This is a genomic window from Edaphosphingomonas haloaromaticamans, assembly GCF_001853345.1.
Classification (GTDB): Bacteria; Pseudomonadota; Alphaproteobacteria; order Sphingomonadales; family Sphingomonadaceae; genus Sphingomonas_E; species Sphingomonas_E fennica.
In genome coordinates this window covers 3,592,350-3,616,856 of record NZ_MIPT01000001.1, presented here as the reverse complement: position 1 = coordinate 3,616,856, position 24,507 = coordinate 3,592,350, and the positions used below count along the sequence as shown (strand labels likewise).

Sequence of the window (24,507 nt, the reverse complement as noted above, 5' to 3'; positions counted from 1 at the left end):
AACCACGGAATTGAGAGTCGCGTGAACTTCTTCGATCTAGATCAGGCCAATTACGATGCCTTCCCCGCGATCGCCCGCGCCGTGGAGAAGGCGGCGCCGGCCGCGCTCGACCGCTTCTACAGGAAGGTGCAGGAAACGCCCGAGGCGGCGGCCTTCTTCTCGTCGACGGCGATGATGAACCACGCGAAGGCGAAGCAGCTCGATCACTGGCGCGGCATGTTCGCCCGCCGCCTCGATGGGGATTATTTCGCCAAGGCGGAGAAGATCGGCCACATCCACGCCCGCATCGGGCTGGAGCCGACCTGGTATATCGGCGGCTATGCGCTGGTGCTGGAACAGATGATCGGCAGCCTGCTCACCGGCTCGCCGCTCAGCCGGCTCGGCGGGCGGCAGATGTCGCGGGTGATCGGCACGCTGGTGAAATGCGCGATGATCGACATGGATATCGCGCTCTCCGCATATTTCCGCGCCGCCGATGCCGATCGGATGGCCGTGATCGGCCAGGTCGGCGAGGCGATGGACCGGCTGGCGCAGGGCGATTTCAGCGTTGAGCTCACCGGCCTGCCCGAAAGCTTCGCCAAGCTGGTGGAGGATTTCAACTCGATGCGGGAACGGATGCGCGACACGCTGCTCCAGGTTTCCGAAACCGCCGACGGCATCAACACCGGCGCCACCGAAATCAGCCAGGCCGCCAGCGATCTTTCCCGCCGGACCGAGCAGCAGGCCGCCTCGCTTGAGGAGACGGCCGCCGCGATGGACCGGATCACCGCATCGGTGCGCGAAACCGCCGAGGGCGCCGGCCATGTCTATACGTCGGTGGGCGAGGCGCAGACCGACGCGACCGAAGGCGGCCGCGTCGTCCGCGAGGCGATCGAGGCGATGGACGGGATCGAGCGGTCCGCGCAGGAAATCGCCCAGATCATCGGCGTGATCGACGGCATCGCCTTCCAGACCAACCTGCTCGCGCTCAATGCGGGCGTGGAGGCGGCGCGCGCGGGTGATGCCGGCAAGGGCTTCGCCGTCGTGGCGAACGAGGTCCGCGCGCTCGCCCAGCGATCGGCCGATGCCGCCAAGGACATCAAGGGCCTGATCGACAGCAGCTCCAAGCAGGTCGAATCCGGGGTCCATCTCGTCGGCCAGACTGGCCAGGCGCTGGAACGGATCGTCACCAAGGTGGCGGAGATCGCCGCGCTCGCCAGCGAAATCTCGGCCTCGGCCGAAACCCAGGCGGCCAACATGCTGCAGGTGAACAACGCCGTCGCGGACATGGACAAGATGACCCAGCAGAATGCCGCGATGGTGGAGCAGACCACCGCCGCCGCGCACAGCCTGGAAAGCGAGGCGGAGGAGCTGACCAAGCTCGTCCACCGCTTCCGCCTCGGCCAGGAAAAGCGGCAGCGGCAGCCCGCCCGGCCCGTGGCTTCGCCCGTTGCCGGAACGGAGGCGCAGGGGTCCCGCGCCCGGCCGCGCCGGCGCGTCGTCGGCAACCTTGCCGTCGCCGCCGATCCGGCGGCGCAGGGCGACTGGTCCGATTTCTGACGCGCGGGCAAGGAGGATATGATGCGCCAGCTCATCACCTTCCGCATCGGCGCGCAGAGCCTTGCCGTCGACATCATGGCCACGCGGGAAATCCGTGCCTGGTCGCCCACCACGCCGCTGCCGCATGCCGCCGGCTTCGTGCGCGGCGTGCTCGATCTGCGGGGCATCGTGCTGCCGGTGATCGATCTTTCGGCCCGGCTGGGCTGGGGGGATTGCGATCCCACGCCGCGCCATGTGGTGATGGTGATGCAGATCGGCGATCGGCCCTACGGCCTGATCGTCGATGCCGTCAGCGATATCGCCACCATCGACAGCGCCGACGTGCAGGCCCCGCCGGAACTTGGCCGCGATGGTGATCATGATCTGGTGAAGGGAATCGTCACCATCGAGGGCGAGATGGTGATGATCCTCGATCTCGATCGGCTGGCGGGCGATTGCCCGCTGCCGGAGGAAACCCCGCTCGCCGCCTGAGCCCGGCCCGCGCGGAGCCGGTCGGGAAACGCGCCCTCGGCGCCTGTCCGGGGCCATGATCCGGCAAAGCCGGATGCCCGGACAGGCGAGGGCTGGACTTCATGATGAATCGCGTTCATTTTCCGAGCCCGGAACCGGGGATCAACCCGGCCGGGCTTGGAGGATGCGATGGCCGCGAAGATTATCATCACCTGTGCGGTCACGGGATCGATCCACACGCCTTCCATGTCGCCGCATCTGCCGGTGACGCCCGCCGAGATCGCCGATGCGGCGCTGGCGGCGGCGGAGGCCGGGGCCGCGATCGTCCACCTCCACGCCCGCAATCCCGAAGATGGCCGCCCCGACCAGAGCCCCGAGGCGTTCGAGCCGTTCCTGCGCGTCATCAAGCAGCGTTCGGACGTGGTGGTGAACCTCACCACCGGCGGATCGCCCTTCATGCCGATCGACGAGCGCATCCGCCCGGCCACGGTGTGGCGGCCGGAAGTCGCCTCGCTCAACATGGGATCGATGAACTTCGGCCTGTTCCCGATGCTGAGGCGCTACAAGGAGTTCAAGCATGACTGGGAACCCCAGATGCTGGAAAACAGCCGCGATCTGGTGTTCCGCAACTCCTTCAAGGATATCGAATATGCGCTGCGCACCCTGAACGAGACGGGCGCGCGCTACGAATTCGAATGTTACGACACCAGCCACCTCTACAACCTCCATTATTTCTTCACCGAAGGGCTGGTTAAGGCGCCGCTCTTCATCCAGACCTGCTTCGGCCTGCTCGGCGGCATCGGATCGCATCCCGATGACGTGATGCACATGAAGCGCACGGCGGACCGGCTGTTCGGCGACAATTATCGCTGGTCGGTGCTGGGCGCCGGGCGCAGCCAGATGCCGATCGCGGCGATGGCGGCGGCGATGGGCGGCAATGTCCGCGTCGGGCTGGAGGATAATCTGTGGGGCGGCCCCGGCCGCCTGGCGCAATCCAATGCCGAACAGGTGCTTACCGTCAGAAAAATTCTCGAAGGGCTTGGCCTGGAGATCGCGACCCCCGATGAAGCACGGCAGATTCTGGCTTTGAAGGGTGGAGACAATGTCGGCTTTTGATCGGGCGGCCGCGGCGCGGTCCTGGCTTTTCGCGCCGGGGGACAGCGAAAGGAAGATGGCCAAGGCCCTCGACGGCGCGGCCGATATCGTGCTGATCGACCTTGAGGATGCCGTGGCCGAGCCGGCGAAGCCCGCCGCGCGGGAAAATGTCGCCGCCTTCCTCCGCGCCAATCAGGACCAGCGCGATCGGCTGTGGGTGCGGATCAATCCGCTGCAGACCCCGCATGCGCTGGCCGATCTCGCCGCGATCATGCCCGCGCGGCCGGGCGGGCTGATGCTGCCCAAGCCGCGCGGCCGCGCGGACGTGGAGAGGCTGGACCATTATCTGAGCGCGCTGGAGGTGGCGGCCGGCACCGCGCCCGGCAGCACCGCCGTCATCATCGTCGCCACCGAAACGCCGCAGGGCATGCTGGCGACCGGCAGCTATGAAGGCGTGCCCCGGCTGGCGGCGATGACCTGGGGGGCGGAGGACATCGCCACCGCGATCGGCGCGATCGCCAATCGCGAGCCGGACGGCGGCTATGCCTTCCCCTATCAGCTCGCCCGCACGCTCTGCCTGGTCGGCGCGGCGGCCGCCGGCGTGCCCGCGATCGAGACGATCCACGGCGATTTCCGCGACGAGGCCGGGCTGGAGGCGCTGGCCAACGATGTGCGCCGGGCGGGCTTTCGCGGCATGCTGGCGATCCATCCCGCGCAGGTGGACATCATCAACCGCGCCTTCNCCCCCAGCGAGGCGGAGGTGGCGGCCGCGCGCGAGATCGTCGATCTCTTCGCCGCCAATCCCGGCCTCGGCACCATCGGCCACAAGGGCGAGATGCTCGATCTGCCGCNCCTCAACCGGGCAAGGGCCGTGCTCGCGCGGATCGGGGCGGCATGACGGAGACGCTGCGGGCCGATGCCCTGGATCTGGCCCGCATCCTCCGGCCGGGGGATCATATCGTCTGGGGGCAGGCCTGCGGTGAGCCCACCACGCTGGTCGAGGCGCTGATCGCCCAGCGGGCGGGGCTGGGCGGCGTTTCGGCCTTCGCGGGCACCAGCTTTTCCGGCCTGCTGACGCCTGACATCGCCGATCATGTCGCGATATCCAGCATGGGCGCGATCGGGGCGCTGCGCACGCTGGCCAGGGCGGGCGTGCTGGGGATCGTGCCCTGCCATGTCGGCCAGATCGCCGCGCTGATCGAGGGCGGCGTCATCGGCTGCGACGTCGCCTTCGTGCAGGTGAGCCCCGCCGATGCCGACGGCAATCACAGCTATGGCCTCATCAACGATTATGTGCAGGCCGCCGTCGCCCGGGCGCGGGTGGTGGTGGCCGAGGTCAACGATCAGGTGCCCTTCACCGCCTGCGATGCGCTGCTGCCGCGCGACCGGATCGATTATCTGGTCGAGGTGTCGCGCCCGCCGGTCGAGGTGAAGCCCGCGCCGATCGGCGCGGAGGATCTCGCCATCGCCACCCATGCCGCCGCCTATATCGGCGACGGATCGGTGATCCAGATCGGCATCGGCGCGGTGCCCGACGCCATCACCCGCCTGATCGGCGACCGGCGGGACCTGGGCGTCCATTCCGGCATGATCGGCGACGGGCTGGTCGACCTGGTCGAGGCCGGCGTCGTCACCAACGCGCTGAAGCCGTTCGAAACCGGCATATCCGTCACCGGCGCGCTGATCGGCACGCGGCGCCTCTACGATTTCGCCGATCGCAATCCGGCGGTGGGCCTGCGCTCCTCCGCGCTCACCCATGCCGATGCGGTGCTGACGGCCATTCCCCGGCTCGTCACGATCAACTCGGCGGTCGAGGTGGACCTGACCGGCCAGGTCAATGCCGAGCAGACCGGCGCTTCCTATATCGGCGGCACGGGCGGGCAGGTGGATTATGTCCGCGCCGGCGCCCGATCGCCGGGCGGCCGATCGATCATCGCGCTGCCGGCCACGGCGGCGGGCGGCAAGGCGAGCCGGATCGTGCCGACGCTGTCCGGCCCCGTCACCACCGCGCGCAGCGAGGCGGACGTGATCGTCACCGAATATGGCGCGGCCGAATTGAAGGGCAGGACGCTCGCCGAACGCGCCCGCCGGCTCGTCGCCATCGCGCACCCCGATTTCCGGGAGGAACTGGACCGCGCCGCGTTCGAGATAGCGAGAAGGGGATATTGATGGGCGATGCGGTGCTGTTCGATGCGCGGGACGATGGCATCGCCGTCATCACCATCAACCGGCCCGATGCGCGCAACGCGCTGGGCCGCGAGGTGCGCGAAGGGCTGTTCGCCGCCTGGGACCGGTTCGAGGGCGATCCGGCGCTGCGCGTCGCGATCCTGACGGCGGCGGGCGACAAGGCCTTCTGCGCCGGCGGCGACCTCAAGGAGATGGCCGACCTCAGGCTCACCGTCCCGCCGCGCGGCATGTTCCCCGTGCCCGGCGACAATATCGAGGTGACGAAGCCGACGATCGCGGCGGTGAACGGCGTCGCCTTCGCCGGCGGCTGGCTGCTGGCGCAGGCGTGCGACCTCTGCGTCGCCAGCACCGCCGCCCGTTTCGCCATCACCGAGGCGAAGGTGGGCCGGGGATCGCCCTGGGCCGCGCCGCTGATCCACATGATCCCGCAGCGGATCATGATGGAGATCATCCTCACCGGCAGGCCGATCACCGCCGCCCGCGCCTATGAGATCGGGCTGGTCAACCGGCTGGCCGAGCCGGAGGATCTGATGGCCGAGGCGCTCGCGCTCGCCGCCGAGATCGTCGAGAACGCCCCCCTGTCCGTGCTGGCGGGCAAGGAAACCGTGGGCCTCGCCACCGAGATGGGCCGCACCGCCGCGCTGCGCGCCGCGCGCCACGCCTGGGAACGCGCCTATCGCAGCGCCGATGCGCAGGAAGGGCCGCGCGCCTTCGCCGAAAAGCGCAAGCCGCAATGGCGGGGGGAATGAGGCCGGATCTGCCCTGAGGCGGCTTGCCGGCGCTGCCCGGCGGCCGGGCGGGGGGGCTGGGCTGGCGGGGAACTCCTGCTATGTGGCGACGTTTTCGACCAAAAGGTCTAAAGGGGTCCGCGTGTCAGGGGGGAAGTCAGGCAAGCCGTCGAACCATGCCGTGCCGTCGCCGCGCATCCTCGCGCGGGGCAGCGTCGCCGCCTGCCTGTTCGCTCTAGCCCTGTTCGCTCTAGCCCTGTCCGCGCCGGCATGGGCCGCGCCGCCCGCGCCCCCGCAGGCGATCGATCCCGCCGCCGATCCCGATTTCGAAGCGGCGCTGCCCCCGCTCGACAGCATCCAGGCCCCGCAGGCGGAGGAAATTCCGGCCGGGACCCCGCCGGCCGCCACGGCGCCCGCGCCCGCGCCCGCGACACCCGCGCCCGCCGCCGCCGATGATGCCGATCTCGCCGCCCCGCTGCCGCCGCTGTCCGGTTTCGATCCCACCCCCGATGCCGGCAATGCCCGCGTCCCTTCCGAGGCCGCGCCCCGCATCCGTTACCGCCTCGCGGTGGAAGGGCTGAAGCCGATCGGGCTGGAGGATGATTTCCGCAGCCTTTCCGCACTCGCCAATGACAGCAAGGATGTCGCCAACAGCGCCCAGGTCGCCGCGCGCGCCAATGTCGATGTCGGGCTTGCCGAGCGGCTGCTGCGTTCGGAAGGTTATTATGACGGCGTCGCCTCCTCCTCGATCGTCCCGGCGGCGGACAAGGCGGGCGAGCTTCTGGTGACGATCAGCGCCACGCCCGGCCCGCGCTACAGCTTCGGCGCCATCGCCGTCACCGGCGCGGATGCCGAGCCCACCGCCATCGCGCGCGAGGCGCTGCGCCTGCGCACGGGCGATCCGATCCGATCGATCGTGGTGGAAGGCCGCGAGGCGCAGGTGGTGCTGGCGCTGCCCCAGCACGGCTATCCCTTCGCCAAGGTGGGCCAGCGGGACATATTGCTCGACGATGCCACCCATAGCGGCGATTACACCCTGCCGCTCGAAGCCGGGCCGCGCTCCGTGTTCGGCGGGTTCCGCACCAAGGGGCAGGATATCTTCGATATCGAGCATCTGTCCGTCTTCCCGCGCTTCAAGCCCGGCCAGCTCTACGATTCCCGGCTGGCGGACGACATGCGCCAGGCGCTCGTCGCCACCAGCATCTTCTCCACCGTCGCGGTCCAGCCGGTGGCGACGGGGGAGAAGGCGCCCGACGGCAGCGAGATCGTCGATCTGGAAGTCACCCAGCGCAAGGGGCCGTGGCGGGTGCTGGCGGGATCGGCCGGCTACGGCACCGGCCAGGGCATCAAGGCGGAGGCGAGCTGGACCCACCGCAACCTCTTCCCGCCCGAAGGATCGCTCACCGTCACCGCGATCGGCGGCACGCAGGAACAGGGCGCCAGCGTCGCCTTCCGCCGCGCCAATGCCGGCCAGCGCGATCGCACCTTCCAGATCGCCGGGGGCTTCCGCCGGTCCGATTTCGATGCCTACAACGCCAACACCGTGAACGTCGGCATCAACTGGTCCCGCCAGAGCACGCCGCTCTGGCAGAAGCGCTGGTCGTGGTCCTACGGCGCGGAGATCATCGGCACCAACGAAAAGGGGGCCGCGCTCACCCCCGATGGCGATCGGCCGCGCCGCAACTATCTGATCGGCGCGCTCCCCATGCAGGTGCAATATGATCGGTCGGATGATCTGCTGAACCCCAGCAAGGGATACAGGCTGCTGGTCCGCGCCAGCCCCGAATCCTCGCTCCAGGGCAAGCTGCGCGGCTATGCCCGGCTGTCCGGGCAGGCGACTGGCTATTGGCCGGCCACGGATTCGCTGGTCGTCGCCGGCCGGGCGATGGTGAGCTCGATCGTCGGCGCCTCGCTGGAAGGGATCGCGCCGTCGCGGCGCATCTATGTGGGCGGCGGCGGATCGGTGCGCGGCTTCGGCTATCAGCAGCTCGGGCCGAAGGATGCGCAGGACAATCCGACCGGCGGCCTCTCCTCCACCGAATTCGCGCTGGAGGCGCGCTATCGCTTCGGCAATTTCGGCATCGTGCCGTTCGTCGATGCCGGCCGGCTGGGCCAGGATTCCACGCCCGGCCTGTCGCACATGCGCTACGGCGCCGGCATAGGCGGCCGTTATTACACCAATTTCGGGCCGCTGCGCGTGGATCTCGCGACGCCGATCGACCGCCGGCCGGGTGAGTCCCGGTTCACGCTCTATATCTCGATCGGGCAGGCTTTCTGATGGATATGGACGATCAGCCCGCCCGCGCCCCCGCGCCCGTAACGCCGCCGCGCTGGCGCCGGATCGCGCGCTGGGCGGCGATCGGCCTCGGCGGGCTGCTGCTGCTCGGCGCCGCCATCCTACTCGGGCTCGATACCGGGCCGGGCCGGCGCTTCCTGGCGGACAGGATCGGCGGCTACACCACCGAATCCGGCCTCAGCGTCCGGGTGACGTCCATCGACGGATCGCTCTACGGCCGCATGGTGCTGCGCGGGCTCCAGGTGCGCGATACGCAGGGCACCTTCCTCTCCGCGCCCGCGCTCGCGGTGGACTGGCGGCCCTTCGCCTATCTCCATTCGCGGATCGATCTCCGGTCGGTGGCGGCGGAGGAGATCACGCTCCGCCGGCTGCCGGTGCTGAAGCCGGTGCCGTCCGATCCCAACGCCCCGATCATTCCCGATATCGATCTGGCGCTGGGCCGGCTGGCGGTCGATCGCTTCATCATCGAACCGCCCGTCACCGGCCGCCGCCACATCGTCCGCATCGCGGGCCGCGCCGCCATCGCCGATCGCCGCGCCCAGATATTCGCCGATGCCGCCGCCGTCGCCGCGCCCGGCGTCGCCGGGGGGGACAGGCTGCACCTCGCCCTGGATGCGGTGCCCGACGCGAACCGCCTCCAGATCGATGCGAAGCTGGATGCGCCCGCCGGCGGCCTCGTGGACAGCTTCGCCGGCCTCGGCAAGCCGCTGGCCTTCACGCTGGCCGGCAAGGGCGACTGGAAGGCGTGGGACGGCCGGGCCACCGGCATGCTGGCCGGCCAGCCGCTCGCCGATCTCGCGCTCACCGCGCGCGACGGCATCTTCCGCCTGCTCGGCGATGCGCGGCCGGCGCCGCTGCTTTCCGGGCAGATGGCGCAACTGGTGCAGCCGGCGGTGCAGGTGGATGTATCGGCCGCGCTGGACCAGCGCCGTGCCGATCTGCGGGCGCGCCTGGCCTCGCCGGCCTTCACCGCCGGCGCGCAGGGCCGCGTCGATCTCGGGAATAACCGCTTCGGCGATCTCCGCGTGGATGCGAAGCTGCTGCGCCCCGGCGCGATCGCGGAAAATCTTGCCGGCCGGGATGTCGCGCTCACCGCCACGCTCGACGGGCCGTTCGCCACGCCGGGCATCGCCTACCGGCTGTCGGCCGCCTCGCTCGCCTTCGGCACCACGGGGGTGGAGGCTCTGGTGGCCGAAGGCAAGGCGGTGGTCGATGCCAGGCGCATCCTCATCCCCGTCCACGCCACCGCGCGCCGCGTCACCGGCCTCAACGCGGCGGCGGGCGGGCTCGTCACCAATTTGCGGCTGGACGGCGATCTCGCCTACAGCGAAGGCCGGCTGCTTTCGGATAATCTGCGGCTGCGCTCCGATCGCATCGATGCCACCGCGCTGATCCTCGCCGATCCGGCGAAGGGCACCTATACCGGCGCGATCAAGGGCCGGGTGAACGATTATGACGTGACCGGGCTCGGCCGCATCAACCTCGCCACCGATGCGAAGCTGGTGACGGCGCCGGGCGGCGGCTTCGGCATCAAGGGGCATGTCACGCTCCTCACCCGCAAGATCACCAATGATGCGCTGGCCGGCCAACTCGGCGGCAATGCCGTGGTCACCGCCGATATCGGCTATGATCCGAAGCTGGGCGCGACGATCGCCAATCTCCGCATGACGGCGCCCGATTTCCGCATATTGGGCGGGGAGGGCGGCTATGATCCCGCCAATGGCGCGATCCGCTTCCGCGCCGATGCCTGGTCCCGCAGCTACGGCCCCGCCAGCGTCCGCGCGACGGGCACGGTGGAACGGCCGGTGGTGACGCTGAACGCGGCCCGGCCGGGCGTGGGCATCGGCCTGGCCGATCTGGAAGCGGTGCTGACCGGATCGGCGGCGGGCTATGCCGTCAAGGCGAAGGGCGGCTCCGATTACGGTCCCTTCACCGCCGATCTCCTGATCCGCAGCGGGCAGGGGCCGCTGGCGATCGATATCCGCCAGCTTCTGGTGGCGGGCATCGGCGTGCAGGGGGCGATCACGCAGACGGCCGCCGGTCCCTTCGCCGGCAGGCTCGCGATCGCCGGCTCGGGCCTCAACGGCCAGGCCGTGCTGGCGGCTGCCGGCGCCAACCAGAAGGCCGATCTCGATCTCACCGCCAATGGCGCGCGCCTGCCGGGCACGCCGCCGATCACCATCGGATCGGGCCTGATCCGGGGCACGCTGGTGATGCTGCCCAAGGGGCCGTCGATCAACGGGTCGGCCGCGTTGGTCGATGTCCGGCAGGGCAGCCTGCTGGTCCGTTCGGCGCGGGCGCGGATCAATTATCAGGATGGGCGCGGGCAGCTCGGCCTCACCGCCTCCGGCTCCAGCGGCGTGCCTTTCGACGTGGCGGCGCAGGCCGCCTTCACGCCGGATCGCATCCTCGCCAATGCGAAGGGATCGGCCAACGGCATCGCCTTCCGGCTGGCGAACCCCGCCGTGGTGACGAAGGAAGGCGCGGATTATGTGCTCCAGCCCGCCACGGTCGTCCTGCCGCAGGGGCAGGTGCGCGTGGATGGGCGTTACGGCGCCAGCACGCGCGGGCATATCGTGCTGGATGGCGTCGATCTCGCCATCGCGCAGGCTTTCGCGCCCACGCTCGGCCTCGGCGGCAAGGCCAGCGGCACCATCGATGTGGCGATGCGCGGCGATGCCCTGCCCGAAGCGCGCGCGCGGATCGACATTGCCGGCTTCACCCGCAGCGGCGCGCTGGTCGTTTCCGATCCGGTCGATATCGCGATGCTCGGCACGCTGGGCGATGCCGGCGGCGATGTGCGCGCGCTGATCCGGCGGGGGGCCGGCACCGTCGGCCGCCTGCAGGCGAAGCTGGGGCCGGTGGCGCCCGGCGCGGACTGGGCCTCGCGGCTGATGGCGGCGCCGCTTTCCGGCGGGGTCCGCTATAACGGCCCGGCCGAGGTGCTGTGGACCTTGACCGGGATCAGCGGGCAGACGCTTTCGGGGCCGATCGCGATCGGCGCCGATTTCGCCGGCCGGGTCGATCAGCCCCAGTTGACGGGCGTGATCCGCGCGAACCAGCTCCGTTACGAGAATGATGCGTTCGGCACCACCATCAGCGGCATCGCGATCGACGGGCGCTTCAACCAGTCCCGCTTCCAGCTCGCCAGCCTCACCGGCAAGGCGGGCAGCGGGACGATCAAGGCTTCCGGTTTCGTCGGCTTCGATGCGGCCGGCGGCTATCCCATCGATCTCAACGCCACGCTGGATCATGCCCAGCTCGCCAAGTCGGATGCTTTGGGCGCCAGCGTCTCGGGCACGCTGGCCGTCACCAATTCGCAGGCGGCGGGCGGGCTGATCAAGGGCGATCTCAACCTGCACGAGGCGCGCTACCAGATCGTGCGGGACGACAGCGCCCAGATATCCGACCTCACCGGCGTCCGCCGCAAGGGCGCCCCGCCGCCGGTGGCGCAGGAAGGGCCGGCGCCCAGCAACTGGAAGCTCGATATCCGCTTGCGGGCCGACAACCAGCTTTTCGTATCGGGCATGGGGCTGGAATCCGAATGGCGCACCAGCATGCGGATCGGCGGCACCACCGGCCAGCCCTCGGTGATCGGCCGGCTGCAGGTGGTGCGCGGCACCTACAGCTTCGCCGGGCGCGAGCTGCAGCTGGACGATGCCAGCACGATCCGGTTCAACGGCCCGCTGCTGGAACCCGATCTGGATATCACCGCCAGCACGACGATCGACGACGTCGCGGCGATCATCAAGATCGGCGGCAACGCGCAGCATCCGCAATTCACCTTCACCTCCACCCCCGCGCTGCCGCAGGATGAGGTGCTGTCGCGGCTGCTGTTCGGCACCTCGCTCGATTCGCTCACGCCGATCCAGGGCGTGCAGCTTGCCGCCGCGCTCAATTCGCTGCGCGGCGGCGGGGGCGGCCTCAACCCCGTCGGCAAGCTGCGCGGGGCCACCGGGCTCGATCGCCTGCGCCTGCTGGGCGCCGACGACAGCACCGGGCGCGGCACATCGATCGCGGCGGGCAAATATATTTCCAACAACATCTATGTGGAGGTGGTGACCGACGCGAAGGGCTTCACCCAGACCCAGCTCACCATTGCTCTCACCCGCGCTCTCAGCATCCTGAGCCAGGCCGGCGGCGTCACCGGGCCGGCGGTGACGGTGCGCTACTCCAAGCAATATTGAAGGCGGATCGTCACGCCCCGTCGCGGGCATGGGCGATCCGGCCGGCCACATAGGTCGCCCGCACCGCCCGGTCGTCGCCCAGCGTCATCAGCACGAACAATATCTCCTCGATCGAACGCGCGCGTTCGGTGCGGAAGGCGAGCAGCGGCGTCGCCCTGGGATCGAGCACCACCAGATCGGCCTCATGGCCCGCCCGGATCGTCCCGATCCGATCGTCCAGCCCCAGCGCGCGGGCACCGCCGAGCGTCGCCAGGAACAGCGCGCGGACGGCATCGAGCGCGAAGCCGTTCAGCTGCGCCACCTTATAGGCCTCACCCGCCGTCGCCAGCAGGGAGAAGCTGGTCCCCGCGCCGATATCGCTCCCCAGGCCGACATGCACCGGCCGCGCCGGGTCCTTGGCGGCATCGATGCGGAACAGCCCGCTGCCCAGGAACAGGTTGGACGTCGGGCAATGGGCGATGGCGGCGGCGCGTTCGTGGCAGCAGCCGAACTCCGCCTCGGTCAGGTGCACGCCATGGGCCAGCATCGTCCGGCGGCCCACCAGGCCATAATGGTCGTAGATGTCGAGATAGCCGGCCCGTTCGGGGAAAAGCCGCCGCACCCAATCGATCTCGCCCATATTCTCGGAGATATGGGTGTGGACGAAGGCGTCGGGATGCGCGCGCCACAGGGCGCCGGCCGCTTCCAGCTGCGCCGGCGTGCTCGTCGCCGCGAAGCGCGGGGTGATGGCGTAGAGCAATCGATCGCGCCCGTGCCAGCGCTCCAGCAGGGCCAGCGAGTCATCATAGGCCGATTGCGCGGTATCGAGCAGTGCTGCGGGCGCGTTGCGATCCATCATCACCTTGCCGGCGATCAGCCGCATGTTCCGCCGCCCGGCCTCCTCGAACAGCGCATCGACCGATTGGGGATAGACGGCGGCGAACACCAGCGCGCTGGTGGTGCCGTTGCGCAGCAGCTCGTCGCAGAAGATACCGGCCACCGTCGCCGCATAAGCGGGATCGGCGAAGGCCTGTTCGGCGACGAAGGTATATTCGTTCAGCCAGTCCAGCAGCTGCCGGCCGAAGGCGCCGATGATCCCGGTCTGCACATAATGGACGTGGGTGTCGATGAAGCCGGGGCAGATCAGCCCGTCGGGATAATGGTGGATCGCCGCATCCGCCGGAATCCCGTCCCGCAGCGCGTCATAGGGGCCGGCCGCCTCGATCAGGCCGTCGCGGCAGATCACCACCCCGTCGGGCTCGTGCACGAAGGCGCTCGCCGGATCGGTCAGGAACGGATCGTCGACCAGATAGACCATCGGGCCGCGCAGCACGGTGGCGGGGTTGGATCGCGGGCTCGTCATGCCATGCCTTTCCGATGGTTTGGCTCTTTTCGCATCGCCGATGGAATAAACCGCCGGGGCAAGCCGTAAACCAGATATGGTATCGCTTTCCCCTTCCCGTCATCTCCCCGCAACGTCCATCCTCCCCGGCTTCCAGGACAATGAGGCGCCTGCCGCCCCCTCGCGGCGCCGGCTTCGGGTTGCGCTGTTTTCGGGCAATTATGATTGCGTGCGCGATGGTGCCAACCAGGCGCTGAACCGGCTGGTCGCCTTTCTGCTCGATCGGGCGGGGGCGGAGGTCCGCATCTATTCCCCCACCGCGCCGACGCCGGCCTTCAAGTCGGTGGGGAAGGTGGTCCCGGTCAGGTCGATCGGCATTCCGGGGCGGCCGGAATATCGGGTCGCGCTGGGCCTGCCGCGCGCCATCCGGCGCGATCTGGCGGCTTTCGCGCCCGATATCGTCCATCTTTCCGCGCCCGATCTGCTGGGCCGCCAGGCGCAGAAGCATGCCCGCGCGCTCGGCATCCCCGTGGTGGCGAGCCTCCACACCCGGTTCGAGACCTATCTCGATTATTACGGCCTCCGCTTCCTGCGCGGGCCGGTGGAACGCTATCTCGATCGCTTCTACCGCGATTGCGATCGCGTCCTCGCGCCGACCGAGCCGATCGCCGCCATGCTCCGCGAGGTGTGCGGGGACGAAAAGGTCGCGATCTGGGGGCGCGGCGTCGATCGCGGCCGTTTCCATCCCGGCCTGCGCGACGAAGCCTTCCGCACCCGCCTCGGCTATGAGGCGGGCGATGTCGTGCCGCTCTTCTTCGGCCGGCTGGTGCGGGAAAAGGGGCTCGATATCTTTGCGGAGAGCATCGCCGCCGTCCGGGCGCGGGGCCACGCCGTCCGCCCGATGATCGTCGGCAACGGGCCGGGGCGGGCCTGGCTGGCGGAAAGGCTGCCCAACGCCAATTTCCTCGGGCATCTCGAAGGGGCGGCGCTGGGCCGGGCGGTTGCCAGCGCCGATATCCTCGTCAACCCCAGCGTCACCGAAGCCTTCGGCAACGTCAATCTGGAAGCGATGGCGTCCGGCCTCGCGGTGATATCGGCCGATGTGCCCAGCGCATCCGCCCTGATCGCGCATGGCCGCACCGGCCTGCTCGTGCCCCAGGGGGATGCCGGGGCCTTCGCGGATGCGATGACCGATCTGGTCCGCCGTCCGCTGCTGCGCGAGGCGCTTGGCCATGCCGCCGCCAATGCAGCCGACGGGTATCATTGGGATGACATACTTTCGTCCGTCGTCCATGTGTATGAACAGTGCGTGCCGCACCCGCGCGGCGCCGGCAGGGCCGCGGCGATGATGCGCGGCGGCCGTTCCGCCAGGCTTGAGGTCGCGACCGCCGATGGATGAAGCCCTTGCCCGCCTGATCGCGCTGATTTCGGAAAATGCGGCGATCGCGGGGCCGGTGATCGGCCTGTTCGCCTTCGCCGAATCGCTGGTGCTGATCGGCATGTTCGTGCCGGCGATCGCGCTGATGATCGCGGTGGGCGGGCTGATCGGCAGCGGCGTGCTCGATCCGGCGCCGGTGCTGTTCTGGGCGATCCTCGGATCGGTGGCGGGGGACTGGATATCCTATGCGCTGGGCCGGCGGATCGGTCCGCGCGTCTATCATCGCTGGCCGTTGAAGGGCCATCGCACCGCCGTCGCGCGGGCGCGGCTGTTCTTCCGCCGCTACGGCTTCGTCTCGGTCTTCCTCGGCCGCTTCCTCGGGCCGGTGCGGGCCACGGTGCCGCTGGTGGCGGGCGTGATGCAGATGGACGGCCGCGCCTTCCAGGTCGCCAACATCACCTCGGCCGTCGTGTGGGTGCCGGCGCTGCTGGCGCCCGGCTATTGGGCCGGCAGCCTGGGATCGCTTGGGCTGATCAGCATGGAAATGCTGATGGGCCTGGGCGTCGCGCTGATCGTCTTGCCGCTGGTGGGCGGGTGGCTGGTCAGCCGGATCATGCTGGGCCGCCGCCGCGCCGGCCGCGCGCGGCGCTGCTGATCGCGGGCGGGGCCGGCGACCGGGGGATCACGCCGCCGCCGCGCGCCGCACCGCGGCCAGCGTCGCGGTCCGCCCCAGATCGGCCGGATCGGCATGGGTGGCGAACAGCAGGCCGATGCGGCGGACATGATCGAACCCCGCCAGCGGCACGCGCACCACGCCGGGCGCGGCATGGCGATCCGGCATCACCGTCACCCCCATGCCCGCCGCGACAAGCGCCAGCGCGCGATCGTCGTTGGTGGTCCGCGCCGCGAAGAAGGGCCGCACGCCGCGCGTGGTGAAATGGTGGCTGGTCTCGGCCAGCACTTCGCAATGGCGGCGCACGATCATGACGTTATCGGCCAGCGCCTCGGCGGCGATCACCTCCTCCCCCGCCAGCCGATGCGAGGCCGGCAGCGCGAGGCCATAGCCTTCCTGCCACAGCGCCTCGCGGGCATAGCGGTCATTGTCCGGCCGCAGGATCGTCAACGCCGCGTCGATGCGGCCCCGCGCCAGCCTGTCGAGCAGGTCGCGCTCGCGCCCCTCGACCAGTTCCACCTGCTCGTCGGCATCGCCGGGCACGCTGGCGAATTGCGCGACCAGCGCCGTCGATATCGTCGCCAGCACACCGAGCCGCACCGTCCGCCGCCCGCGCTGGCCGGCCACGGCCGCCTCGGCCAGGTTGAACTCCGCCTCGATCCGCCGGGCATGGACGGCGAAATGCGCGCCCGCCGGCGTCAGTTCCACCCGCCGGTTGGTGCGGTGGAACAAGGGGCGCCCCAGCATGCGTTCCAGCTTGGCGATGCCCACCGAAAGCGTCGGCTGGGAAACATTGCATTGTTCGGCGGCGCGGCTGAAATTGCCATGATCGATCACGGCGAGGAAATAGCGCAGCAGATATCGGTCTATCATAGATACTGTCTATGATATGGCCCGCGCGATTTCAATTTTGTCGCAGGTTCGATGGCCTGTAGATGCACCGGCGATATCGAGGAGGAGAGGGCCTTGGCCGAGAATCTGGATTTCGCGCTGGGCGAGACGGCCGATGCCATCCGCGAGACGACCGCGCGTTTCGCCGCCGATCGCATCGCGCCGCTGGCGGTGAGGATCGACGCGGAGGACTGGTTTCCCCGCGATCTCTGGCCCGAAATGGGCGCGCTGGGCCTGCACGGCATCACGGTGGAGGAAGCCGACGGCGGCCTTGGCCTCGGCTATCTGGAGCATGTCGTGGCGCAGGAGGAGGTGGCCCGCGCCTCGGCCTCGATCGGCCTCAGCTACGGCGCACACTCCAACCTCTGCGTCAACCAGATCCGCCGCTGGGCGACGCCCGATCAGAAGGCGCGGTTCCTGCCCAAGCTCATCTCTGGCGAACATGTCGGCTCGCTCGCCATGTCGGAAGCGGGCGCCGGTTCCGATGTCGTGTCGATGAAGCTGAAGGCGGAAAGGAAGGGCGATCGCTACGTGCTGAACGGCACGAAGTTCTGGATCACCAACGCCACCTATGCCGACACGCTCGTCGTCTATGCCCGGACGGGCGAGGGATCGCGCGGCATCACCACCTTCCTCATCGAAAAGGGCATGCCCGGCTTCTCGATCGGGCAGAAGATCGACAAGGTCGGCATGCGCGGCAGCCCCACGGCGGAGCTGGTGTTCGACGATTGCGAGGTGCCGGAGGAAAATGTGATGGGGCCGGTCGGCGGCGGCGTCGGCGTGCTGATGTCCGGCCTCGATTACGAACGCACTGTGCTGGCCGGCATCCAGCTCGGCATCATGCAGGCCTGCCTTGATGTGGTGCTGCCCTATGTGCGCGACCGCCGCCAGTTCGGCCAGCCGATCGGCGCCTTCCAGCTGATGCAGGCCAAGGTGGCGGACATGTATGTCGCGCTCAATTCGGCCCGCGCCTATGTCTATGCCGTGGCGCGCGCCTGCGATGCCGGCAAGACGACGCGGTTCGATGCGGCGGGCGCCATCCTGCTGGCCTCGGAAAATGCGGTGAAGGTCGCGCTGGAGGCGGTGCAGGCGCTGGGCGGCGCCGGCTATACGAGGGACTGGCCGGTCGAACGCTTCATGCGCGACGCCAAGCTGCTCGATATCGGCGCCGGCACCAACGAGATCCGCCGCATGCTGATCGGCCGGGAGCTGATCGGGGGATGACGATCCTTCCCTGTCGCCTGACAAATTCCCCCCGTCACCCTGAACTTGTTTCAGGGTCCATTGACGCAACATCGGCAATCGCAAGGGAGCGCGAATGGATGCTGAAACAAGTTCAGCATGACGAGGCGGCGGCATGACCGCGCCCGTCCTCACCTCCGCCGTCGATACGGCTTCCGAAGCCTTCCGTGCCAATGCCGCGCACAACCGCGCGCTGGTGGAGGAGCTGGGCGCGCGCGTCGCCGCCGCCGCGCTGGGCGGGCCGGAAGCCTCGCGTCAGCGCCATGTGGCGCGGGGCAAGCTGCTGCCGCGCGATCGGGTGGAACGGCTGCTCGATCCCGATTCCCCCTTTCTGGAGATCGGCCAGCTCGCCGCCTGCGACATGTATAAGGGCGAGGCCCCCGGCGCGGGCGTGATCGCCGGCATCGGCCGGGTTTCCGGCCGGCAGGTGATGATCGTCGCCAATGACGCGACGGTGAAGGGCGGCGCCTATTTCCCGATGACGGTGAAGAAGCATCTGCGCGCGCAGGAGATTGCCGAGCAGAACCGCCTGCCCTGCGTCTATCTGGTGGATTCGGGCGGCGCCAACCTGCCGCACCAGGCGGATGTCTTCCCCGATCGCGATCATTTCGGCCGCATCTTCTTCAACCAGGCGCAGATGTCCGCCAAGGGCATTCCCCAGATCGCCTGCGTGATGGGAAGCTGCACCGCCGGCGGCGCCTATGTGCCGGCGATGTCGGACGAGACGATCATCGTCCGCAACCAGGGCACCATCTTCCTCGCCGGCCCGCCGCTGGTGAAGGCCGCCACCGGGGAGATCATCTCCGCCGAGGAGCTGGGCGGGGCGGAGACGCACGGCCGCAAATCCGGCGTGGTCGATCATGTCGCCGAGAATGACGAGCACGCGCTCACCATCGTCCGCGATATCGTCTCGACGCTCAACACCGTGCCCGCGATCGACGTGGACATCGCCGATCCGCGTCCGCCCAGGTTCGCGGCGGACGAGCTTTACGGCATCATCCCGCCGGACGTGCGCGCGCCCTATGACGTGCACGAGGTGATCGCCCGCATCGTCGACGGATCGGAATTCCACGAATTCAAGGCGCTCTACGGCACCACGCTGGTCTGCGGCTTCGCGCGGATCTGGGGCATGCCGGTGGCGATCCTCGCCAATAACGGCGTCCTGTTCTCGGAAAGCGCGATGAAGGGCGCCCATTTCATCGAGCTTGCCTGCCAGCGCCGCGTGCCCCTGCTGTTCCTCCAGAACATCTCGGGCTTCATGGTCGGCGGCAAATATGAAGCCGGCGGCATCGCCAAGGACGGCGCCAAGCTGGTGACGGCGGTGGCGACGGCCACCGTGCCCAAGATCACCGTGCTGATCGGCGGCAGCTTCGGCGCGGGCAATTACGGCATGTGCGGCCGGGCCTATTCCCCGCGCTTCCTGTTCACCTGGCCCAACAGCCGGATCAGCGTGATGGGCGGAGAACAGGCGGCCAGCGTCCTCGCCACCGTCCACCGCGATGCCGATAGCTGGACGCCGGAGCAGACCGAGGCCTTCAAGGCGCCGATCCGCCAGCGTTACGAGGACGAAGGCAATCCCTACCACGCCACGGCGCGGCTGTGGGACGATGACGTGATCGACCCCGCCCAGACCCGCGACGTGCTGGGCCTCGCCTTCGCCGCCACCCTCAACGCCCCGATCCCCGAACGCCCGGCGTTCGGCGTGTTCCGGATGTGATGGCCGGGACGATGCCAAACTTGAATCGTCACCCTGAACTCGTTTCAGGGTCCATCGTGCGGCATATGCCGTCCTGCCGGTTCAAATCCCAAGCCAATCGCCAGATCGATCCAATTGGGATTATCGGATTCGATCAGGTTGATCTTCCATTCGCGATGCCAGCGTTTGAGCTGCTTTTCGCGCGCTGTGGCGGATTGCATATCCTCGAACATCTCAAGCCGGACCAGCCGATGCACGCCGTAGCGAGAGGTGAAGCCCGGTATCGTGCCGGTGCGATGCTGATGCAGCCGCACAGGCAGGTTCGACGTTACGCCGATGTAGAGTGTTCCGTACCGGTCGCTGGCAAGGATGTAGACGCAGGGCTGGCGGCTCATTCTGCCCTGGATAGCATGAAACAACTGGAGAGATGGATGCTGAAACAAGTTCAGCATGACGGGGTGGGTTTGTGCTGACCTCCCTCCTCATCGCCAATCGGGGCGAGATCGCCTGCCGGATCATCCGCACCGCGCGCCGGCTCGGCATCCGCACCGTCGCCGTCTATTCCGATGCCGATGCGGATGCGCTGCACGTCCGCCATGCTGACGAGGCCGTGCATATCGGCCCGTCGCCGGCGCGCGAATCCTATCTGGTGGGGGATCGCATCATCGCCGCCGCCAGGGCCAGCGGCGCCGAGGCGATCCATCCCGGCTACGGCTTCCTTTCGGAAAATGCCGGCTTCGCGCAGGCGGTGATCGACGCGGGGCTGATCTGGGTCGGCCCCGATCCCGCCAGCATCACCGCCATGGGGCTGAAGGATGCCGCCAAGAAGCTGATGCAAGATGCCGGCGTGCCGACCACGCCCGGCTACCTGGGCGACGACCAGTCCGACGCGCGCCTCCAGGCGGAAGCGGATGCCATCGGCTATCCGGTGCTGATCAAGGCGGTGGCCGGCGGCGGCGGCAAGGGCATGCGGCGCGTGGACGGCGCTGCCGATTTCGCCGATGCGCTGCTGTCCTGCCGGCGGGAGGCGGCGGCCTCCTTCGGCGACGATCGCGTGCTGATCGAAAAATATATCCTGTCGCCCCGCCATATCGAGGTGCAGGTGTTCGGCGATCGCCAGGGCAATGTCGTCCACCTGTTCGAGCGCGATTGCTCGCTCCAGCGCCGGCACCAGAAGGTGATCGAGGAGGCGCCCGCGCCGGGCATGGACGCGGAAACCCGCGAGGCGATCTGCGCCGCCGCCGTCCGCGCGGCGAAGGCGGTGGATTATGTCGGCGCCGGCACGATCGAGTTCATCGCCGATGCCTCGGCGGGCCTGCGCGCCGATCGCATCTGGTTCATGGAGATGAACACGCGGCTGCAGGTCGAGCATCCGGTGACGGAGGAGATTACCGGCGTCGATCTGGTCGAATGGCAGCTCCGCGTCGCTTCCGGGGAGCCGCTGCCGATGCGGCAGGAGGATCTGGCGATCAACGGCCATGCGGTCGAGGTCCGGCTCTATGCCGAAGATCCGATCAGGGGCTTCCTGCCCTCGGTGGGCGTGCTGGAGCTGCTGGACCTGCCCGGCGCCCCCATCCGCGTCGAAACGGGCGTGGCGGAAGGGGACGGCATCTCCTCCTTCTACGATCCGATGATCGCCAAGCTGATCGCCCACGCGCCCGATCGCGCGGCGGCGATCGGACGGCTGGCCGATGGCGTGGAATGGACGCGGCTATGGCCCGTCGCGTCGAACGCGGGCTTCCTGTTCCGGGCGCTGCGCCATCCCGCCTTCCTGGCCGGGGATGTCACCACCGCCTTCATCGCCGATCATCAGGATGCGCTGCTGCCGTCCCCGGTGCCCGATGCGGGCGGGTGGAAGCTGGCCGCGCTCGGCCTGATCGGGGATTATGAGGACGGGCTCGGTGCCCTCCTGGACGGGCCGGCGCCGTGGACCGCGATCGAGGGCTTCCGGCTCAACCAGCCGCGCCGTTCGGCCATCGCCCTGTCCTGCGGCGGCGAGACCCGGGTGATCGACGTCTGGCAGGGGGGCGAGGTCGGCGGCGCCAGCCAGCGCGTCGGCGACGATCTCGTGCTGGTGGAAGGCGGGCAGACCTACGGCTTCCGCCTCGCCCGCTTCGATGGCACGGGCGGCGGCGGGGCATCGGACGGCGCGATCCTTTCGCCCATGCCGGGCCGGATCGTCTCGGTCGACGTCGCGGAAGGGCAGGCCGTCGCCAAGGGGCAGAAGCTGCTGGTGCTGGAAGCGATGAAGATGGAACAGGCGCTGATCGCCCCGTTCGACGGCATCGTCGCCGATCTGAAGGCGGTTGCCGGCGCGCAGGTGGCCGAAGGCATCACGCTCGCCCGCGTCGAAAAGGATGCGAAGGCGGAATGATCCGCCCGCTTTAACCTGTTTGACGGAAGTTGCCGGCATGATCCGGCCGGAATCGACGCGCAAGAACAATATAGGGGATGATTGTGGCAGGTCGTTGGTATGAAGAATGGAAGGTGGGCGATCGTATCGTCCACGATATCCGCCGCACGGTGACGGAGACGGACAATCTCCTTTTCTCCACCATGACGCACAATCCGCAGCCGATGCACATCGATGTGGAAGCGGCCAAGGCCAGCGAGTTCGGCCAGATCATCGTCAACGGCACCTTCACCTTCGCGCTGATGGTAGGGCTTTCGGTCGCGGAAACGACGCTCGGCACGCTGATCGCCAATCTCGGCTACGACAAGCTCGCCATGCCCAAGCCCGTGTTCATCGGCGATACGATGCGCGCCGAAACCGAGGTGGCGGAGCTGAAGGATTCCCGGTCCCGCCCCGATGCCGGCATCGTCACCTTCCGGCACGAGCTGTGGAACCAGCGGGACGAGGTCGTCTGCCGCTGCCTGCGCATGGCACTGGTGAAGCGGAAGCCCGTCGCGGCCTGAACGATGGCGCGGCGGCCGGGCGCCGCCGGCTCAGGCCAGGATGCCGCGATCGATCGCGCCGATGCTGGTGACGCCGGTCAGCGCCATCGCCACGCGCATCTCCGCCTCGATCAGTTGCAGCATGTGGGCGACGCCGGCCTGTCCGCCGCCGCCCAGCGCATAGGCCCAGGCGCGGCCCAGCATCACCCCCTTGGCCCCCAGGGCCAGCATGCGGACCACGTCCAGCCCGGAACGCACGCCGCCATCGGCCAGCACGGTCAGTCTGTCGCCCACGGCATCGGCGATCGGCGGCAGGGCGCGCGCGGTGGAAAGCACGCCATCGAGCTGGCGCCCGCCATGGTTGGAAACGACGATGCCGTCCGCGCCCGCGGCCGCGGCGGCGCGGGCGTCCTCCGGGTCCAATATTCCCTTCAGCACCAGGGGGCCGTCCCAATTCTCCCGCACGAAATCCAGGTCAGCCCAGGTGACGCGCGGGTCGAAATTGCTGCCGACCCAGCCGAAGAAATCGTCGATCCCCGATTTGCGGCCAAGCACCGGCGCGACGTTGCCAAGCTGGTGCGGCCTGCCCAGCAGCCCGACGTCCCACGCCCAGCGCGGCCGCATCGCCGCCTGGGCATAACGGCGCGCCGCCGACAGCCAGCCGGAATTGCCGGCAAGGCCCGACCGGTAATCGCGATACCGGGTGCCCGCGACGGGCATGTCCAGCGTGAACACCAGCACGGGGCATTCCGCCTCGCGCGCCTGCTGCAGGAGATCGCGCATGAAGCCGCGATCGCGGATCATGTAGAGCTGGAACCAGATCGGCGCGGGGGCTGCCCTGGCGACCTCGCCGATCGAGCAGACCGACACGGTGGAAAGGGTGAAGGGGATATCGGCCTTCGCCGCCGCGCGCGCGGCCTGGGTTTCGCCGCGCCGGGCATACATGCCGGAAAGCCCCACCGGCCCCAGCATCACCGGCATGGCGATCTGCCGGCCGAACATCTCGGTCCGCAGATCGATGCCGGAAACGTCGTTCATCACCCGCTGGCGCAAGGCTATCGCCTCGAGATCGGCGATATTCCGGTGCAGCGTCACCTCGGCATAGCTGCCGCCATCGATATATTCGAACAGGAAGCGCGGCAGCCGCGCCCTGGCGATGGCCCGATAATCGAGCGCCGATGCCGCCTTCATCCATGATCTCCCGGTGATGCGCCAGATTAGGAAGCGGCGTCCGGGCAGGCAAGCCGCGATGACCGGGCGGATTCAGCCGTCGGCGGCGATCAGCGGCACGAACCGCACGTCGCCGAGGTCGGCTTCCGCCAGCCCGCCATCCTCCCGGCGCGTCAGCCGGATCAGCCGCTGCTGGCTGGCCGGCCCAAGCGGCAGCACCAGCCGCCCGCGCGCCGCAAGCTGGTCCGGCAGCTCGGGGGGCAGGGCGGCGGCGGCGGCCGGCACCAGAATCGCGTCATAGGGCGCGTGCGCCCGCCATCCGCGCGCGCCGTCGGCGGCGATGATCGTCACATTGTCGATGCCCAGCGCCCGCATGCGTTCGCCCGCCGCCCGGGCCAAAGCGGGAAGCCGTTCCACCGCATGGACGGTGCGGGCGATGCGCCCCATCACGGCGGCGGCATAGCCCGATCCGGCGCCGATCTCGAGCACATGGTCCTCCGGGCCGATCGCCGCCGCCTCGATCATCAGCGCGACGATATAGGGCTGGGAGATGGTCTGCCCCTCGCCGATTGCCAGCGGCTGATCGCTATAGGCCAGCGCGCGCCGCCTCCGGCACGAAAAGTTCGCGCGGCACCTGCAGCATCGCATCGATTACACGCGGATCGCTGATCCCCCTGGCAATGATCTGGTTGTCCACCATGGCCCTTCGCGGGCCTGATGTGTCGTTCATGTTATGGCTCTCCCGTCCCAGCGCAACGC

At 69.0% G+C, this 24,507-nt stretch carries 19 protein-coding genes; 14 read left to right on the top strand and 5 right to left on the bottom strand.

Annotated features, from left to right (window positions below; all coding sequences use genetic code 11):
• The first annotated feature begins 21 nt into the window (after window positions 1-21).
• From BHE75_RS16780 to BHE75_RS16745, 8 genes are all read left to right on the top strand, one after another.
• The gene (locus BHE75_RS16780; protein WP_438830595.1) at window positions 22-1,539 is read left to right on the top strand and encodes a methyl-accepting chemotaxis protein; all 1,518 of its coding nucleotides are present in this window, start codon (window positions 22-24) and stop codon (window positions 1,537-1,539) included.
• Between the two features lie 21 nt (window positions 1,540-1,560).
• Complete coding sequence (locus BHE75_RS16775) at window positions 1,561-2,010, top strand: chemotaxis protein CheW (protein WP_438830594.1); 450 nt, start codon at window positions 1,561-1,563, stop codon at window positions 2,008-2,010.
• 168 nt (window positions 2,011-2,178) lie between these two features.
• Complete coding sequence (locus BHE75_RS16770; RefSeq protein ID WP_015458004.1) at window positions 2,179-3,105, top strand: 3-keto-5-aminohexanoate cleavage protein; 927 nt, start codon at window positions 2,179-2,181, stop codon at window positions 3,103-3,105.
• Entirely contained in the window at window positions 3,092-3,982 is an 891-nt protein-coding gene (locus tag BHE75_RS16765) for an HpcH/HpaI aldolase/citrate lyase family protein (protein WP_070934539.1), read from the top strand. The genes BHE75_RS16770 and BHE75_RS16765 overlap by 14 nt, the downstream gene beginning before the upstream one ends.
• Complete coding sequence (locus BHE75_RS16760) at window positions 3,979-5,253, top strand: acetyl-CoA hydrolase/transferase family protein (protein WP_070934538.1); 1,275 nt, start codon at window positions 3,979-3,981, stop codon at window positions 5,251-5,253. Before BHE75_RS16765 ends, BHE75_RS16760 begins: the two co-directional genes overlap by 4 nt.
• The gene (locus BHE75_RS16755; RefSeq protein ID WP_070934537.1) at window positions 5,253-6,020 is read left to right on the top strand and encodes an enoyl-CoA hydratase-related protein; all 768 of its coding nucleotides are present in this window, start codon (window positions 5,253-5,255) and stop codon (window positions 6,018-6,020) included. Before BHE75_RS16760 ends, BHE75_RS16755 begins: the two co-directional genes overlap by 1 nt.
• A gap of 160 nt (window positions 6,021-6,180) precedes the next feature.
• Window positions 6,181-8,277 (top strand): BamA/TamA family outer membrane protein, encoded by a 2,097-nt coding sequence (locus BHE75_RS16750; protein ID WP_084653263.1) that lies wholly within the window; start codon window positions 6,181-6,183, stop codon window positions 8,275-8,277.
• Window positions 8,277-12,482: a translocation/assembly module TamB domain-containing protein gene (locus BHE75_RS16745; protein WP_084653261.1), complete on the top strand. Its 4,206-nt coding sequence runs from the start codon at window positions 8,277-8,279 to the stop codon at window positions 12,480-12,482. Before BHE75_RS16750 ends, BHE75_RS16745 begins: the two co-directional genes overlap by 1 nt.
• A 10-nt stretch (window positions 12,483-12,492) precedes the next feature.
• On the opposite strand, the gene guaD is transcribed toward BHE75_RS16745, so the two are convergent.
• Complete coding sequence (guaD, locus tag BHE75_RS16740) at window positions 12,493-13,824, bottom strand: guanine deaminase (protein WP_070934535.1); 1,332 nt, start codon at window positions 13,822-13,824, stop codon at window positions 12,493-12,495.
• Between the two features lie 76 nt (window positions 13,825-13,900).
• Here guaD and BHE75_RS16735 point away from each other — a divergent pair, with 76 nt between their 5' ends.
• Both BHE75_RS16735 and BHE75_RS16730 read left to right on the top strand, forming a co-directional pair.
• Complete coding sequence (locus BHE75_RS16735; RefSeq protein WP_070934534.1) at window positions 13,901-15,202, top strand: glycosyltransferase family 4 protein; 1,302 nt, start codon at window positions 13,901-13,903, stop codon at window positions 15,200-15,202.
• Window positions 15,195-15,836, top strand: coding sequence for a DedA family protein (locus tag BHE75_RS16730; RefSeq protein WP_070934533.1), 642 nt, complete (start codon window positions 15,195-15,197; stop codon window positions 15,834-15,836). The genes BHE75_RS16735 and BHE75_RS16730 overlap by 8 nt, the downstream gene beginning before the upstream one ends.
• Window positions 15,837-15,863: 27 nt before the next feature.
• On the opposite strand, the gene BHE75_RS16725 is transcribed toward BHE75_RS16730, so the two are convergent.
• Window positions 15,864-16,727 carry a LysR family transcriptional regulator gene (locus BHE75_RS16725; RefSeq protein WP_015457995.1) on the bottom strand — a complete coding sequence of 288 codons (864 nt, stop codon included), beginning with the start codon at window positions 16,725-16,727 and terminating at the stop codon, window positions 15,864-15,866.
• Window positions 16,728-16,820: 93 nt separating this feature from the next.
• Between BHE75_RS16725 and BHE75_RS16720 the strand changes: the two genes are divergently transcribed.
• Window positions 16,821-17,969 (top strand): acyl-CoA dehydrogenase family protein, encoded by a 1,149-nt coding sequence (locus tag BHE75_RS16720; RefSeq protein WP_254684475.1) that lies wholly within the window; start codon window positions 16,821-16,823, stop codon window positions 17,967-17,969.
• Between the two features lie 133 nt (window positions 17,970-18,102).
• Entirely contained in the window at window positions 18,103-19,704 is a 1,602-nt protein-coding gene (locus BHE75_RS16715; RefSeq protein WP_070934531.1) for a carboxyl transferase domain-containing protein, read from the top strand.
• Between the two features lie 44 nt (window positions 19,705-19,748).
• On the opposite strand, the gene BHE75_RS16710 is transcribed toward BHE75_RS16715, so the two are convergent.
• Window positions 19,749-20,078, bottom strand: a complete 330-nt coding sequence (locus BHE75_RS16710) for a GIY-YIG nuclease family protein (RefSeq protein WP_070934530.1) — start codon at window positions 20,076-20,078, stop codon at window positions 19,749-19,751.
• A gap of 71 nt (window positions 20,079-20,149) precedes the next feature.
• Between BHE75_RS16710 and BHE75_RS16705 the strand changes: the two genes are divergently transcribed.
• Window positions 20,150-22,057, top strand: a complete 1,908-nt coding sequence (locus BHE75_RS16705; RefSeq protein WP_070934529.1) for an acetyl/propionyl/methylcrotonyl-CoA carboxylase subunit alpha — start codon at window positions 20,150-20,152, stop codon at window positions 22,055-22,057.
• 83 nt (window positions 22,058-22,140) lie between these two features.
• Window positions 22,141-22,599, top strand: a complete 459-nt coding sequence (locus BHE75_RS16700; protein ID WP_015457990.1) for a MaoC family dehydratase — start codon at window positions 22,141-22,143, stop codon at window positions 22,597-22,599.
• Between the two features lie 30 nt (window positions 22,600-22,629).
• Here BHE75_RS16700 and lldD read toward each other — a convergent pair whose 3' ends face one another.
• Together lldD and BHE75_RS16690 are read right to left on the bottom strand one after the other, a co-directional pair.
• Window positions 22,630-23,769, bottom strand: coding sequence for an FMN-dependent L-lactate dehydrogenase LldD (gene lldD / locus BHE75_RS16695; protein WP_070934528.1), 1,140 nt, complete (start codon window positions 23,767-23,769; stop codon window positions 22,630-22,632).
• 72 nt (window positions 23,770-23,841) lie between these two features.
• Window positions 23,842-24,396: a protein-L-isoaspartate(D-aspartate) O-methyltransferase gene (locus tag BHE75_RS16690; protein WP_254684474.1), complete on the bottom strand. Its 555-nt coding sequence runs from the start codon at window positions 24,394-24,396 to the stop codon at window positions 23,842-23,844.
• Window positions 24,397-24,507 lie beyond the last annotated feature (111 nt).

Excerpts from the sequence above, each read along its gene's own strand:
- BHE75_RS16775 (WP_438830594.1), top strand. The coding sequence starts at position 1,561 with ATGCGCCAGCTCATCACCTTCCGCATCGGCGCGCAGAGCCTTGCCGTC.
- BHE75_RS16770 (WP_015458004.1), top strand. The coding sequence starts at position 2,179 with ATGGCCGCGAAGATTATCATCACCTGTGCGGTCACGGGATCGATCCAC.
- BHE75_RS16760 (WP_070934538.1), top strand. The coding sequence starts at position 3,979 with ATGACGGAGACGCTGCGGGCCGATGCCCTGGATCTGGCCCGCATCCTC.
- BHE75_RS16755 (WP_070934537.1), top strand. The coding sequence starts at position 5,253 with ATGGGCGATGCGGTGCTGTTCGATGCGCGGGACGATGGCATCGCCGTC.
- BHE75_RS16745 (WP_084653261.1), top strand. The coding sequence starts at position 8,277 with ATGGATATGGACGATCAGCCCGCCCGCGCCCCCGCGCCCGTAACGCCG.
- guaD (WP_070934535.1), bottom strand. The coding sequence starts at position 13,824 with ATGACGAGCCCGCGATCCAACCCCGCCACCGTGCTGCGCGGCCCGATG.
- BHE75_RS16735 (WP_070934534.1), top strand. The coding sequence starts at position 13,901 with ATGGTATCGCTTTCCCCTTCCCGTCATCTCCCCGCAACGTCCATCCTC.
- BHE75_RS16730 (WP_070934533.1), top strand. The coding sequence starts at position 15,195 with ATGGATGAAGCCCTTGCCCGCCTGATCGCGCTGATTTCGGAAAATGCG.
- BHE75_RS16725 (WP_015457995.1), bottom strand. The coding sequence starts at position 16,727 with ATGATAGACCGATATCTGCTGCGCTATTTCCTCGCCGTGATCGATCAT.
- BHE75_RS16715 (WP_070934531.1), top strand. The coding sequence starts at position 18,103 with ATGACCGCGCCCGTCCTCACCTCCGCCGTCGATACGGCTTCCGAAGCC.
- BHE75_RS16710 (WP_070934530.1), bottom strand. The coding sequence starts at position 20,078 with ATGAGCCGCCAGCCCTGCGTCTACATCCTTGCCAGCGACCGGTACGGA.
- lldD (WP_070934528.1), bottom strand. The coding sequence starts at position 23,769 with ATGAAGGCGGCATCGGCGCTCGATTATCGGGCCATCGCCAGGGCGCGG.
- BHE75_RS16690 (WP_254684474.1), bottom strand. The coding sequence starts at position 24,396 with ATGCGATGCTGCAGGTGCCGCGCGAACTTTTCGTGCCGGAGGCGGCGC.